A 14,856-nucleotide genomic window follows, 5' to 3' on the forward strand; every position below is an offset into this window, starting at 1 on the left:
CGCCCTGGATGCACCAGGCCGCCAGCGCCGCAAGCCACGCGGCACGCTGTCGCAGGATCTGAGGCGCAGGCAGGCGATGCTGATCTTGCTGCAACCGCTTGCCATTGCGTGCCATTGGCCGGTGGCCCACCAATCGATGCGTCCGTGCTTCGTATTGCAGTCCATCGCACGCGGTACCCCGCTGCACAGACAGCTCGCGCATGGCATTGAATGCACACTGCCGTGCTACTGGCAGCCGCGCGTGCCGCGGTGGTCGCGCAGCACGCGCCGGCTACATTTGGATCTGCACCAACCCACTTTGGCTCACCACTTCGTTGGAGTTCTCCCCCGCATGCACACGATCCTGGCTGGCAGTGAGCGCCGTATCGCCCCCTCCACCATCGAAGCCGGACAACCGCCGCAGGACGAACGCCTGCGCGTCCTGCTCGCGGTGCGGATGCCGGCATTGAATGCCGCTGCCGATGCGCTGCTGCACCTGCAGCCCAATACGCTACCGATTGCGCTCACGCGCGCGGAGTTCAGCGAACGCTTCGCCGCCAGTGCGACAGATCTGCAGGCCGTTGCCGACTTTGCCGCCCGCTATGGTTTGACGATGGAGCACGCGCACGCAGACAGCGGCAACGTGATCCTGGAGGGCACCGTGCAGCAATGCGAGGCCGCATTCCAGGTCAGCTTGCGCGACTATGTCGATGGTGCGATGCGCTATCGCGGACGCACCGGCCCGGTATCGATTCCACAGACCCTGGGCGGCATCGTCACCGCCGTGCTCGGGCTGGACGCACGCCCGCAGGCTCAGACGCTGCCCAGCGCGCCCGAGGCGACTGCATCCTCGCCGCCTGCGCTACAGGCCACTGCACCGGCCGGCAGTGAAGATGGTCCGATCATGCAATACACCCCGCCGCAGCTGGCGCAGCTCTACGGCTTTCCCGAGCACGACGGGCAGGGTCAATGCATCGGCATCATCGTGCTGGGCGGCGGCTATGCACGCGCGCAGATGGCCGCCTATTTCGCGCAGCTGCGCGTCCCCATGCCGACACTGGTCGATGTGCTGTTGCCCGGGGCCACCAACACCGTCAGTCGCGGCAATGCAGATGCCGATGTCGAAGCGCAGATGGATATCCAGATTGCCGGGGCAATCGCACCGGGCGCCAAACTGGTGGTGTATTTCGCGCCCAACACCGACAACGGTTTTCTGGAAGCGATCAACGCCGCCATCCACGATGCAGAGCATTCTCCCGGCGTCATTGCCATCAGCTGGGGTTTCACCGAATCGCAATGGACGCCGCAATCGCGCCAGGCCTACAACGGTGCGTTTCAGGCCGCTGCACTGATGGGCATCACCGTATGCATTGCCGCTGGCGACGATGGCGCCAGCGACGGGCAGCCAGGATTGAATGTCTGCTTTCCCGCATCCAGCCCGTTCGTGCTCGCCTGCGGCGGCACTCGGCTCCAGGTCACGGCCGACAGCGCCAACGAACAAGCCTGGGCGAACGGCGGCGGGGGAGAAAGCAGGTTCTTTGCACGCCCTGCCTGGCAGAAGGATCTGCGCATCACTGATGCACGGCACCAGTCGCGCCAGCTGGGCATGCGCGGCGTTCCCGATGTGGCGGCCAATGCCGACGCGCAGACCGGTTACTACCTGTCGATCAACGGGCAGCCTGCCGTGATGGGCGGCACCAGCGCCGCCGCGCCGTTATGGGCGGCCTTGCTGGCACGCATCTACGGCGCAAACCGCATGCAACCCCATTTCGTGTTGCCGCGCCTGTACGGTCGACCGGACGCATTCCGCGACATCGTTGCCGGCGATAACGCCGGCTTCCGTGCATCCACCGGCTGGGACGCCAATACCGGCTTGGGCGTGCCCGACGGTGCACGCCTGACGGAGGTGTTGCGACCCGATTGACCGGCGCGCACATCGTGTGAACGGCCGGGGCCATATGCGGGTTGGCGTTGAATGCCGATGCACCGGCCGCAAGGGCACCACTCCACTGCGCAGTGGCATGAAGGCGCTGCATTGGAAACGCGAACGGCGGTGGCGTTACAAGCAAGGTATGTGCAGCGCGTCCCGACGCGAAACGACGACGGCATGACGGCCGGGCCGCACCACGTGGCACCAGGCGGGCCATCAGACGGAGACCCGTGCCCCTGGGGCAACGGGTCGGTGGCAGCTTTCATCCACTTCGAACTGCTTAGGTCACCACATCCAGCAAGCTCCCCAGCATCTCGTCGGAGCGCCGCAACACATTGGCATTCGCCTGGAAATCGTTGCGTGCCGATAGACCTTCGACCAGATCGCCGGCTGGCGCAGATGGATCGGCGTTGGCATTCACCACACTGGCCGCCACGCCGCCATTGGCCTGGGTCGTGGCCGCGACAGACTGACGTGGGCTGCCGTCCACTGGCTGACGGGCCACATTGCTGGCCGCCACCTGCTGGCGCAGCGCGGCGACCTGCATTCCGGAACTTGCGATGCTGCTGATGCTCATGGTGGCTCCGGCGTGGCGGTGAAGATTCGAACAAGGCTCAACCCATTGCAGACAACAGGCCGAAGGCAGCAGCGACACGGTCAGCAAGGCTCAGTAAGTCCCTACCCGCACCCGCAACACCACAGGCACATTGCCGTTTGCATCCACACGCCCGAAGTTGAGGCCGTAGTCGGTCTGGTCGCCGTTGAGCTGCCTTTCCATCTGCCAGCGCCCGTCGACATACCGCCCCTGCTTCACCCGCAACAGTTGTCCATGACGGGTATCGGCCGCGTCGCGAAAAAATTCAATGCGCGCAGCCATACCGGTCACCAGGAATTCCTCCGGCCCCAGTTGGGCCACCAGCAGCCGGCCGGCGTGGTCGTCGTTGCCGGGCAGGATGGGCGGCGCATCGCCCCACATGGGCGCACCGAACGACACCTTGGCCCCCCACTCGCCGAAGCGCAGCGTGCGCTGTGGCGCGCCGGGCTGCTCGGCCACCGCCTGCAGGCGGCCGTCGAAGGCGGCCTGCGCCACGATCCGCTGCATCGGCGCCAGCAGCGTGAAGTTGGCCGCATGGGCTGCAACCGCTGCGCGGTTGGCCTCGCTGTCGGGGTTGCCATCCATGCCGAACACCGAAAAGCCGACCCCGCCCTGCCCCAGCACATGGAACAGATACGGCGCAGTGGCGGCTTCGAAGCCGGTTTCCGAGACCCAGGCCGGATTATCGGGCCGCACGTATTGGCCGACGACCTTGGTGTATTCGGTGTAGTCGCTGGTGTAGATGTCGGTACCAATGAAATCGATCGACGGCGTGGCCGCGCGCCACAACGCGAATACGTTCACCGTCGCGCCGCCGGACGGATAGTCCATGCCCGGATAGCGCTTACCCTTGTAGCGCAGCCAGGTGTTGACGTAGAACGGCAGCGGATAGACACGCTTGCCCGCGGCGGCCACCTGTTCGATATACGCAGCGGTTGCATATGCGTTGAACGCTTCGGCAGCTTCGGCGCCGAACAGTTGCTGCCAGCTGCCCTGCGGTTTGCCGAGTGCGCGCGCAATCGCGGCTGGTACCGGTTGCGCAAACGCTGCCTCGCCTGCCGGGCCGTGATCGCGCACGGTGCCGATCGCGCCGGGCTCGTTTTCCACCTGCACCAGAATCACCGTGTGGCGGTCGCCATCCACCTTGCGCAGATGCTGCATCAACGCGGTGAACGCCCGCGCATCGGCCTGCATGTTGGCGGCCACATGGGGCGACAACACATCCACCGGCTCGCCATTGGCATCGCGCATGCGCGGGTACGTCGCCTCGTCGCGCTTGATCCATTCGGGCACGTAATGCATCTGGCCGTTCTTCCAGCTACCGAACCACAGGAGCGCGACACGCAGGCCACGCTTGCGGGCGCCGGCAATCAGCGCGTCCACATTGGTCGTGTCGAAGCGGCCCTGTGCCGGCTCGAACTGCTCCCAGTACACAGGCGCTTCCACCGTATTGGCGTGCAGGGCAACCACATCGTCCAATGCCTTGGGTAATACCGCTGGCCATGCGCTGGAGTTATGCAACTGCGCGGCCAGGATGGTATACGGCGCACCATCGACAAACACCGCGTGGCGGCCGTCCTTGGTGACGAAGCGCGGCAGTTCTTCGGCGGCCGCAAGCAACGGTGCGTTGCCAGCCAGCAATGCCAGCGACCACAGCAGACCCGCCACCCGGCTGCGCCGCTGCGGCTTGAATCGAGCAAACAAACGCATCATTGCACCTCCGATGGCAGGGAATTCCAGTGCGGCGTAGGCTCGTTGCGCAGGTGGCGCACGAAGAAGTCGTACTGGCGACGTTGCACGTAATCGATCGGCCCGCTGGAGCGGCCAACCGAATGCTCGCCACCCGGCACGGTGAGCAGGTCGAATTCCTTGCCGGCCTTGATCAGGGCATCGACGACTTGTGCGGTGGACGCCGGATCCACATTGCTGTCCTGCTCGCCCACGATCAGCAGCAGGTCGCCCTGCAGCTTGCTCGCATTGACCACGCCCGAGGCTGCGGCGTAGCTGGCATCCACCGGCCAGCCCATCCACTGCTCGTTCCAGCTGATCTTGTCCATGCGGTTGTCGTAGCACCCGGCGAACGCAACGCCCACCTTGTAGAACTCCGGGTGACGCTCGAGCGCTCCCAGCGTGCTCTGCCCGCCGGCCGATGCACCGTAGATGCCGACGCGGCTGATGTCGTAGGACGGGTCCTTGGCCGCCAGCGCACGATGCCAGGCAATGCGGTCGGCAAACCCTGAATCGCCCAGGTTTTTCCACGCGACATCATGAAACGCCTTGGAGCGGTTGGCGGTCCCCATGCCGTCGATCATCACCACGATGAAACCCAGATCGGCCTGCGCCTGCATGCCGATCTGCTTGTCGCCGCCGGAGTGATAACCGAACGGCCAGAACGTCTTGGGCACGAAGGAATCGTGCGGCCCCGCATAGATGTTTTCGATCACCGGATAGGTCTTGCGCGGATCGTAGTCGCGCGGACGCACCACCATGCCCCAGATATCGGTGGTGCCGTCGCGCCCCTTGGCCACGAAGGTCTCCGGCGCGCGCCAGCCGGCGGCCTGCAGCTTGTCGATCGTGCCACGCTCCACGGTGTGCAGCAGCTGGCCATCGATGGCGTGCAGCTCCATCACCGGCGGCAGGTCCGGACGCGAATAGACATCGACGTAATGCAGGCCATCATCGGCAATGGCCACGTCGTGGTCGGCATCGGCGTGGGTCAGGCGGGTCAACCGGCGGCTGTCGAAATCAACGCTGTAGAGCTGCCGGTCGTACGGGTCCTTGCCCGCCTCCATCCCGCTGGCCGTGAACCAGATGCGGCGTTGCGCATCGTCCACGCGCAGCACTTCGCGCACCACCCACGGCCCGCGGGTGAGCTGGCGCTTCACCTTGCCGCTGCGTCCATCGAACAGATACAGGTGCCGCCAGCCATCGCGCTCGGAGATCCACAGCACCTCATCGCCACGCCCGTCTACGTCGTGGCGAAAGCTGCGGTCGGCATACACGAAGGTGCGGGCGTCTTCGCCGACTGCCACGCGCGCGCGCCCGCTGCGTGCATCCACCGCAATCACGCGCATGCGCTGGAAGCCGCGTTGCACATAGTCGAACGCGACACTGCGACCGTCGCTGCGCCACTGCAGCGGCGACAACGAATACGGGTTGTCGAACAACGCCGTGTCCACGTCGCGACGTGTTCCGTCCAGGGAGAACAGCACCGGCCGTTCCACATCCACCGCATCGCCCGGCTTGGGATACAACTGGGTGTGCACCACCGGTTGCCCACCGCCGGCAGGCGCGGCTTCGACGCGGGTGACACGGCGAGCCAGCCCCGGACGCACGCGATACACCGCCAGCTGCCGCGAATCCGGCGACCAGGCAACACTCTCCAGATCGAAATAGTCATCGGCACGGCCGTCACTGCTGAGCCGGGTGACCTGCCCGTCGGCGACACGGCGCAACACCAGGTTCCAACCATCGGCCAACACCTCCCACCTGGCATCCGGCGAGCGACGCGGCGTGGTGTCGGCCGGCACCAGCGGGTCGCGCACCACGCCGAAACCGCGTGGGCGTGAAGTGGCCTGCAGCCGAGCATCGGGCGCGCAGTGGTAGGTGGTCAGCGTGCAACGCCAGGGCGCATCGTCCAGTGCGAAAACAATGGCGCCATCGCTGCGTTCGCCCTCGGTTGAAAACGAAAACTGCTCGAACGGCAGACGCAGCGCCGCATAGGGCTTGCCGGTTGCCGCACTCAGGCCCTGCGCCACGCGTGCCTGATCGAAGGCCGGCTGCTTCTGCAAGGTGGCCACATCGGCACTGACAAACGCAAAGCCGCCCGGCACCGTCTTGCGGTAATAGAACCTTCCATTGTCCTGCCATTGCGCCGGCCAGGCGACATTCTCCGTCAGCGTCATCCACTGTTCGCGCAGACCCAGCGAACGTTGGTAATCGGCAACGCTGGGCGCAGCCTGCACAGCACCCGACAACACCATCATGTACCCGGCCAGCGCAGACCATCGACGCAAACCAAATGCGCGGCGGCGCGCATCACTCACCATCGTCCTCCTCCAGCGCAAGCTCGTCGCTGCGCAAACCGCTGCGTGCGCCCCAGTGATAGATGCAGAACGCGATGACCGCCACGCTCAACGTATCGAAGGGATGCGCAATCCAGCCATGTCCACCGAACGTGCCCGCCCACGACACCAGCATCACCAGCACGAAGAACACGATCAGCCACAGCGACGCGCGTACCTGCCGCACCAGGCGCGCGCGGCCCTGGCGCAAAGGCAGGCGAAATAGCACGTACAGCACGAACGCCAGCACCTGCAAGCCGAGCAACCACGACAAGGTCGGCCAGGTGGACCAGTACACGATCAACGCCGCAACCATGAACGACAGCGGCCCCATCACCGGCAGGCCACGCACGAAAAATGGGCGTGGCAAGTCCGGCGCGCTGCGGCGCAGGGCCGCCACCGTGATCGGCGCCACCGCATAGCTCAGCACCAAGGCGGCCGACACCACCCCGATCAGCGTTTCCCACGAGGGGAACGGCAGCGTCCAGAAGATCGACAACCCCAGGCTCAACCACAGTGCCGGACGCGGGATACCCGAAGCCGGGTCCACCCGCGTCAGCACCGGCAAGAACCCGCCACTGCGCGCCCAGCCGTACACCACGCGCGGCGTGGCATTCATGTAGATGTTGCCGGTGCCGCTGGGCGAGACCATCGCATCGCAGATCACCAGCGCAGCCAGCCACGCCATGCCCAAGGCCAGGGCGATGTCGTGATACGGCAGCGAGAAGGCCTTGTCGATGCCCGCCCAGCCTTGCGCGAGCTGCGCGGCCGGGATGCTGCCCAGGAACGCCAGCTGCAGCAGCACGTAAATCACCGTGGACAGCGCCACCGACAGGATCAGCGCAATCGGAATATTGCGCTGCGGGTCGCGCACCTCACTGGCCACCGACACGATCGGCGTCAACCCCAAATACGCGAAGATGATGCCGCCGGCCGAGATCGCCGCTTCCACACCGGCCATGCCAGAGGGCGCGAACCCATGCACGCTCAGATTGCCGGCATCGAAGTGCTGCATCAGCAGCACAATCACCAGGATCGGCACCAGAAACTTGAAGATGCTGACGATGTTGTTGGCCAGCGCGAAGGTCTTGACGCTGAAGTAGTTGAGTACGAAGAACAGCACCAGCAAGGCCAGCTGCACCAGCCAACCCGCCACGCTGGGATGGGTACTGTTCGGCTGGCTCAACCACGGGAACCACGCCGCTGCGTATTGCCGCGCCGCCTCAACTTCGATCGCGATCAGGCTGGAGAACGCGATCAAGGTGATGAAGCCGGTCAACGAACCGAGCAAGGCGCCATGCGAATACTCCGGGTAGCGCACCACTCCGCCGGCGCGCGGCAATGCCGCGCCAAGTTCGCAATACACCAGCCCGAGCAGCAGCACCGCGATACCACCGAGTATCCACGACACGATGCCGGCCGGCCCCGCGATCGATGAGACGTGGCTGGCCGAAAACAACCACCCGGAACCGAAGATCGAACCCAGCCCGATAAAGGTCAGGTCGGTGAGGCTGAGGCGCTTGTGGAACTTGCCTTGCGTGGTCGCAGCGTGTGTGGTCATACGTCGCCCCGAAGTGTGGAAAGCGCGGTTACTGCACTTAGAGCATCACGTGCGCGCACGTGTCAGTCGCTGGCAGAGGCCTTCGCCTCTGCCGATGCCTCTGCCGGGTCATCCGGCGGGTAAGGCGACACGCCGCCATCGGCGATGAAGCGGTCGATGCGCGCTTCCAGCACCGGTAATGGCACCGAACCGGTCTGCAGCACCGCATCGTGGAAGTTGCGCAGGTCGAACTTTTCGCCAAGCGCGGCTTCTGCCTTGCGGCGTAGCTCCAGTATTTTCAGCTCGCCCAGGTAATACGACAGCGCCTGCCCCGGCCAGGCGATGTAGCGGTCCACCTCGGTGGTGACTTCGTGCTCGCTGAGCGCAGTGTTGTCGCGCAGGTAGGCCTGCGCCTGCTCGCGCGTCCAGCCCTTGTGGTGGATGCCGGTATCGATCACCAGACGGCAGGCGCGCCACATCTGGTAGGTCAGGTAACCGAAGCGGTCATAGGGCGTGTCGTACATGCCCATTTCCTGGCCCAGATACTCCGAATACAGCGCCCAACCTTCACCGTAGGCGGAGATGAAGCCGTAGCGACGGAACTCCGGCAAGCCTTGCGCCTCTGCCGCGAGCGGCATCTGCAATGCGTGACCGGGCGAGGATTCGTGCAAGGTCAGCGCGGTCAGGTTGTACAGCGGCCGCGACGGCAGGTTGTAGGTATTGACCAGATAGATGCCCGGCCCACCGCGACCGCCGGTGTAGAACGGCGCCAGCTCCGGCGGCACCGGCTCGATGGCGAAGCGACGGCGCGGCAGCCGGCCGATGTAATCGCCCACCTTGGCGTCCACGCGCTTGGCGATCCAGGCCGCCTGCTTGAGCAACTCTTCCGGCGTCTTGGCGTAGAACTGCGGGTCGGTCCGCAGGAAGTGCAGAAACGCCGGGAATACCGCCTGCCCGGCCGGCGGCTTGAAGCCGCTGGCCGCGATGGTCTGGTCCATCTGCGTGCGCAGCTTGGCCACCTCCTGCAAGCCGATCTGATGGATCTGGTCAGGGCTCAAATCCAGCGTAGTGAACTCGCGAATCTGCGCACGGTAATACGCCTGCCCGTCCGGCAACGCTTCGCCGGCCAGCGTGGTGCGTGCGCGCGGCTGGTAGTCATTGCGGATGAAATCCAGCAGCTTGGCGTATGCCGGAACCACCTGTGTATCGATGGCCTTGACTGCCCGCTGGCGCAGCTGCGCCTGCACATCGGCCGGCAGCGTCGCCGGCATCTGCTTGAACGGCGCGTAGAACGGGTTGGCCTCGCCTTTGGCCTGCGCCACATCGGCGATGGACTGGTCGCGCCCGGTCATCGTGACCCGCGGCTGGGTGAAACCGCGCGCCAGCCCGGCGCGCATATTGTCGGTGTGCTCGGCGAAATAGCGCGGGATGTCGGCCAGCATCTTCAGATAACGCTGGTAATCCTCGCGCGTACGCAGCGTGGCCTCGGCGCTGAAGCCCAGATCGCTCCAGAACGCCGAGTCGCTATTGAACGGCATTTCCCAGGCGCGAAAATGCTGCTGGTCCAGCAGTACCTGCAATTGCTGCCGATACACTTGGTAGCTCACCTGATCTTCGGCCGACAACTGTGCCTGCGGGATGGCATCCAGTTCCTTCAACACCTGTTGCCAATACGCCGTGCGCTGGTTCTGCGTGGCGACATCGACCTTGGGCAGATGGTCGGCCTGTTGCTCCTGCGTGGCCTGGTTGTCTTCATCCACCGCGCCCGACGCCTGCGCCTGGCGCCAGCGCCACTCGCGTGTGTACAAGGCCTTGAAGCGTGCCGCTGCAGTGTTCTGTGTGGCCGCAGCCGCAGCCTCGGCCGCGTGCACAGGCAGGGCCAGCCCGCCCAGGCAGGCCGCAATCAACAGGGTCAATGTGCTTGCGCGTAACGCGCTGGTGGTGCTCATGGGTGTGCCTCCGGCGCCGCCTTGGCCTGCGCAATCCACTGCCGCACCCGTTGCTGCAACAGTGCCAGCGGCATCGCGCCTCCGCCCAGCACCGCATCGTGGAAGGCACGCACATCGAAGCGCTCACCGAGTTCCTTCTCGGCTTCCGCACGCAGCGCCAGGATCTGCAGCTGGCCGAGCTTGTACCCCAGCGCTTGGCCCGGCCACACGATGTAGCGATCGGTTTCAGACTGGATGCTGGGCTCGTCATCGGACGGATGTGCGTGGAAGAAATCCACCATTTGCTGGCGGTTCCAGTGCTTGTAGTGCACGCCGGTGTCGAGCACCAACCGGTTGGCGCGCAGCAATTCGCCGGACAGGCGCCCATAGTCGTTGTACGGATCTTTGAAGAAACCGATCTCCTTGCCCAGGCGCTCGGCATACAGCGCCCAACCTTCGATATAGGCGTTGTAGCCGGCCTGCTGGCGGAACGGCGGCAACGGCAATGTCTGCGCAAGCGAGATCTGCAGGTGATGCCCGGGCACGCCTTCGTGGTAGGCGGTGGTTTCGATATTGATCAACGTGCGGCTGGCGAAGTCACTGGTGTTGACCTTCACGATCGCCGGCTTGGTGCCTTCCGGATTGCTCTGCCAGTATTCGGCGCCCGGTGCGGTACGCCGGAACGCCGGCATCGCCTGCACTTCCAGCGGGGTCTTGGGCAGATGGCCGAACAACTTCGGCAGCTGCGGTTCCATCGCTGCGATGTACTGGCGGTATTGCTGCAGGATCTGGTCGCCCGAGGTGGCGAAGTGTCGCTTGTCGGTCTCCACGGCCTTGCGGAAGCTGGCCAGATCCGCAAAACCCTGCGCCTTGGCGATCTGCGTCATCTCGCCTTCGATGCGCGCCACCTCCTTCAGACCAATCTGGTGGATGTCCTCCGGCGCCATGTCGGTGGTGGTCTGGGTGTGGATGGCGTAACGATAGCGGCGCTCGCCATCGGGCAGCGACCAGACACCTTCCTGCGCGCGCCCCTGCGCGGCATATTCGTCGCGGACGAACGCGGCCAGCTTTGCGTAAGCCGGGCGCACCTGTTGGTCGATCGCGGCGAGCAGCTGTTGGCGCAGCACCTCGCGCTGGTCGGCCGGTACGGCGGCGTCGAGCTTTTTCAATGGCGAGGCGAACGGGCTCTGCGCGCCGGTCAAGGCCGCAATCTTGTCGATCTGCTCGGGCAAGCGCTCCAGCAGATAACGCGGCTGGGTGAGGCCGTCCTTCGCCCCCTGCCGCGACACCGCGATCACCTGGTCGATCACCGTCGGAATCGCCTGCAGCCGCTTGATGTAGTCCTGGTAATCCTTGGCATTTTCGAACGGGAAGGCATCGCCGTAGCCGGCCAACGCCAACTGTATGCCGCCGATCGGTTCCAGCGGCATTGCATAGGTTTTCAGGTCGATCCCTTCCAGCTTGTCGCGCAACTGGCCCAGCATCATCTGCAGGCTGAGCTGGCGTTGCTCGTCCAGCGTCTTGGTATCCACCGCTTCGAACTGCTTGAGCAGGTCGGCCGTTGCGCTGCGCTCTGCCTGCACGGCCTCCAGCGAGTAATCGCTCCAGCGGTCGTTGTAACGCTTGTCGCCGATGATGCTGGCGAACTCGGGGTTGTGCTGCAGTTGGTACTGCCACTGCTTGTCCAGCAGCGCATCGAAGGCCTTGGCAGCCTGCTCGCCGGTCGAGGCGGAGGCAGGTGTAGCCGCCCGCTCCGCTGCGGGCGGCGCCGGCTTGCAGGCGGTGACCAAGGCCGCGGCGAGTAGACCGATGGCAACGGGACGCAGGTGTTTCATGCATTCACTCCAAGATGCAATGGCGGCTGTAGGAGCGCGCCTGAGCGCGACGGCTTCATCGGGACTGCCCGTCGCGCCCGGGTGCGCTCCTACGCGTGCGTGAACCTGTAACGGCTCACGCAAACGGTTGATCGATCGCCACCGACGGCGGCGTGAACCACTGCGCGCCATCGTCGGTCACGTGGAAATGGTCTTCCAGGCGCACGCCGAACTGTTCCGGCACCACGATCATCGGCTCGTTGCTGGCACACATGCCCGGCTGCAACGGCAGCGCATTGCCGCGCACCAGGTAAGGCGCCTCATGAATCGCCAGGCCGCAGCCGTGACCGGTGCGATGCGGCAACCCGGGCAATCGATAGTCGGGGCCGAGCCCGGCTGCCTCCAGCACCTTGCGCGCGGCCTGATCCACCGCCTCGCATGCCACGCCCGGGCGGATCGCTGCGAATGCCGCCGCCTGCGCGGCCTGCTCCAGGTCCCAGATGCGCTGCTGCGCGTCGTTGGCCGCGCCATAGATCCAGGTGCGGGTGATGTCGGAGTGGTAGCCCTGCACGGTGCAGCCGGTGTCGATCAACACCAGTTCGCCTTCGCGCAGGTGCTGCACACCCGGGATGCCGTGCGGAAACGCAGTGGCGTGGCCGTACTGCACGATGCAGAAGGTCGATCCGTTGTCGGCGCCCAGCGCGCGGTGCGCCTGGTCGATGAAGCGCACCAGTTCATCGGTCCCGATGCCCTCGTGTGCGATACCGGCCGCCAGCCGCTGCACCAGCAAGGTCATATCGCAAGCCTGCTGCATCAATGCCAGCTCGGCCGGCGACTTGCACATGCGGCAGCCATCGATGATCGCGCCGGCATCACGAATGGCCTTGCCCAGATGCGCACGCAGACCGGTATGCACGGCGAACGCAATGCCCGGGTCCAGCGCCAGGGCATGCGCATGGCGCTCGTCCATGGCCTGTACCACCAGTGCGTACGGGTCGTCGTGCTCTTCCCACAGGTATTTGGTCACCGGGATCTTCAGCACCGCATCCAGCGAGCCTTCCTCGAACATCGGGCAGATCAGCACCGGCTCGCCATCCAGCGTCAGCAGCAGGGCCACCAGACGCTCGCTCGCCCCCCACGGCACGCCGGTGAAATAGCGCAGCGACGTGCCGGCACCGATCAACAGCGCATCCACGCCATGCGCGCGCATGAGGGTGCGCGCACGCTCGATGCGGCGCTCGTATTCGTCCGTGGCGATCGGCGCGGCGCATTGTGTCCACGGCGTCAGTTGCGCACGCGCTTGCGCAAGCGACAGCCCGCCGATCTGGCTGCTCATGCGCCGGCTCCAAGATCGGCCGTGCTCCATTGCCCATCGACCAAACGTGCCACGCCGCCCGGATTGCGCTGGCGCAGTTCTGCAGGCAGCAGTGCATCGGGCACCGCGTCGTAGCTGTGCAAGGCGGCAAAACGGCGGATGGCGCCGGGCATGCCCACCGCCGTGAAGCCCGGATGCCCGGTGCTCGGGAACGGGCCGCCGTGGTTCTGCGCCGCGCTCACGGCCACGCCGGTCGGCATCTTGCTGTTGATCAACCGCCCCACCCGCGCGCGCAACACCGGGGCGATGGTCTGCCACGCGGCATCGTCGCTGCCGTCGGCCGCGCGGTACAACGTGCCGGTCAGGTTGCCTTCGAACGCGGCAGCCACCTGTGCCATCTGCGCCACATCGGCTGCGCGCACCAGCAGGCTCACCGGGCCGAAGGCTTCGGCCTGCAGGGCGTGCGGGTTGGCCAGAAAGGCTTGCGCATCCACGCTCAACAAGGTCGGCGCATAACGGTAGCCATCCTCGCCGGTGTGTCCGCCGGCCAGCATGCTGGCGCCGGCGGCACGCAGGCTCGCCACACCGCGTTGCACGCCTTCTACACCGGCGGCGGAGAACAGCACCATCGGCATGGCCGCTTCGAAATGCGCCTTGGTGGCCGCAACGAACGCCTCGCCAGCCGCGCCATGCGGCACCACCACCACACCGGGGTTGGTGCAGAACTGCCCGCTACCCAGCGTGCAGGAGGCGAAGAATTCCTGCGCAAGCGCGTCGCCGCGTTCGGCCAGCGCGCCCGGCAACAGGAAGACCGGGTTGACGCTGGAAAGCTCGGCATAAAACGGCACGCCCGCCGCGTCTGCGGCCGCCTTCAGTGCCAGCCCACCGGCACGGCTGCCAGTGAAACCGATCGCGCCCAGCCGCGCATCGCCCGCCAAGCGCAGGCCGACGGCAGTGTCGAAGTGATACAGCAGTTGCACCGCCGCCGCAGGCAGACCGGCCCCAACCAAGGCCTGATGCGCGAGCTGCGCCATGCGCTGGCTGGTGGCCGGATGCAACGGATGCGCCTTGGCAATGACCGGGTTGCGCGCGGCAATCGCCGAGGCGAAATCGCTGCCGGCAATTGCATTGAACGCGAACGGAAAGTTGTTCGGGCCGAACACCAGCACCGGTTTGCCCAGTGGCGCCAGGTGCGAACGCAGGTCTGCCGCGCTGTCGATGATGGGCTGGGTCCAGCTGTAGCTGCGCACGGCCTGTGCGGCCTGCCGCAGTTGGCCGCTGGTGCGCGGCAGTTCGTTACCGCGCAAGCGTGTGGGCGCCGGTAACGCCGTCTCGGCATGCGCCAGCGCGACCAGGGTCTCGGCATCGGCATCCAGCGCGTCGGCATAGCCTTCCAGAAAGGCCGCGATCCGCTCGACCGGTGCGGCCGCCAACGCCGCCGCCACTGACTGCGCCGCAACCACGGCCGCTTCCACATCGTCCGCACCACTGACCGGAAAGTACGGCCCGATCGGCTCGCCGGTGGCCGGGTCGGCAGCGCGGAAACTGCCGGTGGCGGCGCGGCTGGCTTGCCATTGCCCTGCCAGCAGGATCTCGGCTGCGGCCGCGGGAATGGAGTGGTTCGTCTCGTTCATTGCGGCACCTTCGGTGACAGGGAGGCAGGACCTGCGCTCGGTGCGCTGGCGGCAGAC

The 14,856-nt window shown here is 65.8% G+C and carries 9 protein-coding genes; 1 reads left to right on the plus strand and 8 read right to left on the minus strand.

From position 1 onward, the window contains the following. Nucleotides 1-331: 331 nt before the first annotated feature. The gene (locus ACDH77_RS12260) at nucleotides 332-1,903 is read left to right on the plus strand and encodes a protease pro-enzyme activation domain-containing protein (protein ID WP_031423171.1); all 1,572 of its coding nucleotides are present in this window, start codon (nucleotides 332-334) and stop codon (nucleotides 1,901-1,903) included. Between the two features lie 286 nt (nucleotides 1,904-2,189). Here the strand turns inward: ACDH77_RS12260 and ACDH77_RS12265 are convergent, their stop codons facing one another. From ACDH77_RS12265 to ACDH77_RS12300, 8 genes are all read right to left on the minus strand, one after another. Then, the gene (locus ACDH77_RS12265; protein WP_011347859.1) at nucleotides 2,190-2,486 is read right to left on the minus strand and encodes a hypothetical protein; all 297 of its coding nucleotides are present in this window, start codon (nucleotides 2,484-2,486) and stop codon (nucleotides 2,190-2,192) included. Between the two features lie 90 nt (nucleotides 2,487-2,576). Next, the gene (locus ACDH77_RS12270) at nucleotides 2,577-4,214 is read right to left on the minus strand and encodes a DUF5597 domain-containing protein (protein ID WP_338338625.1); all 1,638 of its coding nucleotides are present in this window, start codon (nucleotides 4,212-4,214) and stop codon (nucleotides 2,577-2,579) included. Continuing rightward, nucleotides 4,214-6,553: a DPP IV N-terminal domain-containing protein gene (locus ACDH77_RS12275; RefSeq protein WP_372353474.1), complete on the minus strand. Its 2,340-nt coding sequence runs from the start codon at nucleotides 6,551-6,553 to the stop codon at nucleotides 4,214-4,216. The genes ACDH77_RS12270 and ACDH77_RS12275 overlap by 1 nt, the downstream gene beginning before the upstream one ends. Beyond that, nucleotides 6,543-8,129, minus strand: a complete 1,587-nt coding sequence (locus ACDH77_RS12280; RefSeq protein ID WP_031423178.1) for an APC family permease — start codon at nucleotides 8,127-8,129, stop codon at nucleotides 6,543-6,545. The genes ACDH77_RS12275 and ACDH77_RS12280 overlap by 11 nt, the downstream gene beginning before the upstream one ends. Before the next feature lie 62 nt (nucleotides 8,130-8,191). Continuing rightward, nucleotides 8,192-10,057 carry a DUF885 family protein gene (locus ACDH77_RS12285; RefSeq protein ID WP_031423179.1) on the minus strand — a complete coding sequence of 622 codons (1,866 nt, stop codon included), beginning with the start codon at nucleotides 10,055-10,057 and terminating at the stop codon, nucleotides 8,192-8,194. After that, the gene (locus tag ACDH77_RS12290) at nucleotides 10,054-11,871 is read right to left on the minus strand and encodes a DUF885 family protein (protein ID WP_372353475.1); all 1,818 of its coding nucleotides are present in this window, start codon (nucleotides 11,869-11,871) and stop codon (nucleotides 10,054-10,056) included. Before ACDH77_RS12290 ends, ACDH77_RS12285 begins: the two co-directional genes overlap by 4 nt. A gap of 115 nt (nucleotides 11,872-11,986) precedes the next feature. Continuing rightward, on the minus strand, nucleotides 11,987-13,186 hold the full coding sequence (locus tag ACDH77_RS12295; protein WP_008574355.1) for a M24 family metallopeptidase: 1,200 nt from the start codon (nucleotides 13,184-13,186) through the stop codon (nucleotides 11,987-11,989). Then, nucleotides 13,183-14,799, minus strand: a complete 1,617-nt coding sequence (locus ACDH77_RS12300) for an aldehyde dehydrogenase family protein (protein ID WP_109291607.1) — start codon at nucleotides 14,797-14,799, stop codon at nucleotides 13,183-13,185. Before ACDH77_RS12300 ends, ACDH77_RS12295 begins: the two co-directional genes overlap by 4 nt. Between the last annotated feature and the right edge of the window lie 57 nt (nucleotides 14,800-14,856).

The sequence above is a fragment of the Xanthomonas axonopodis pv. maculifoliigardeniae genome, assembly GCF_041519315.1.
Lineage (GTDB): Bacteria > Pseudomonadota > Gammaproteobacteria > Xanthomonadales > Xanthomonadaceae > Xanthomonas > Xanthomonas euvesicatoria.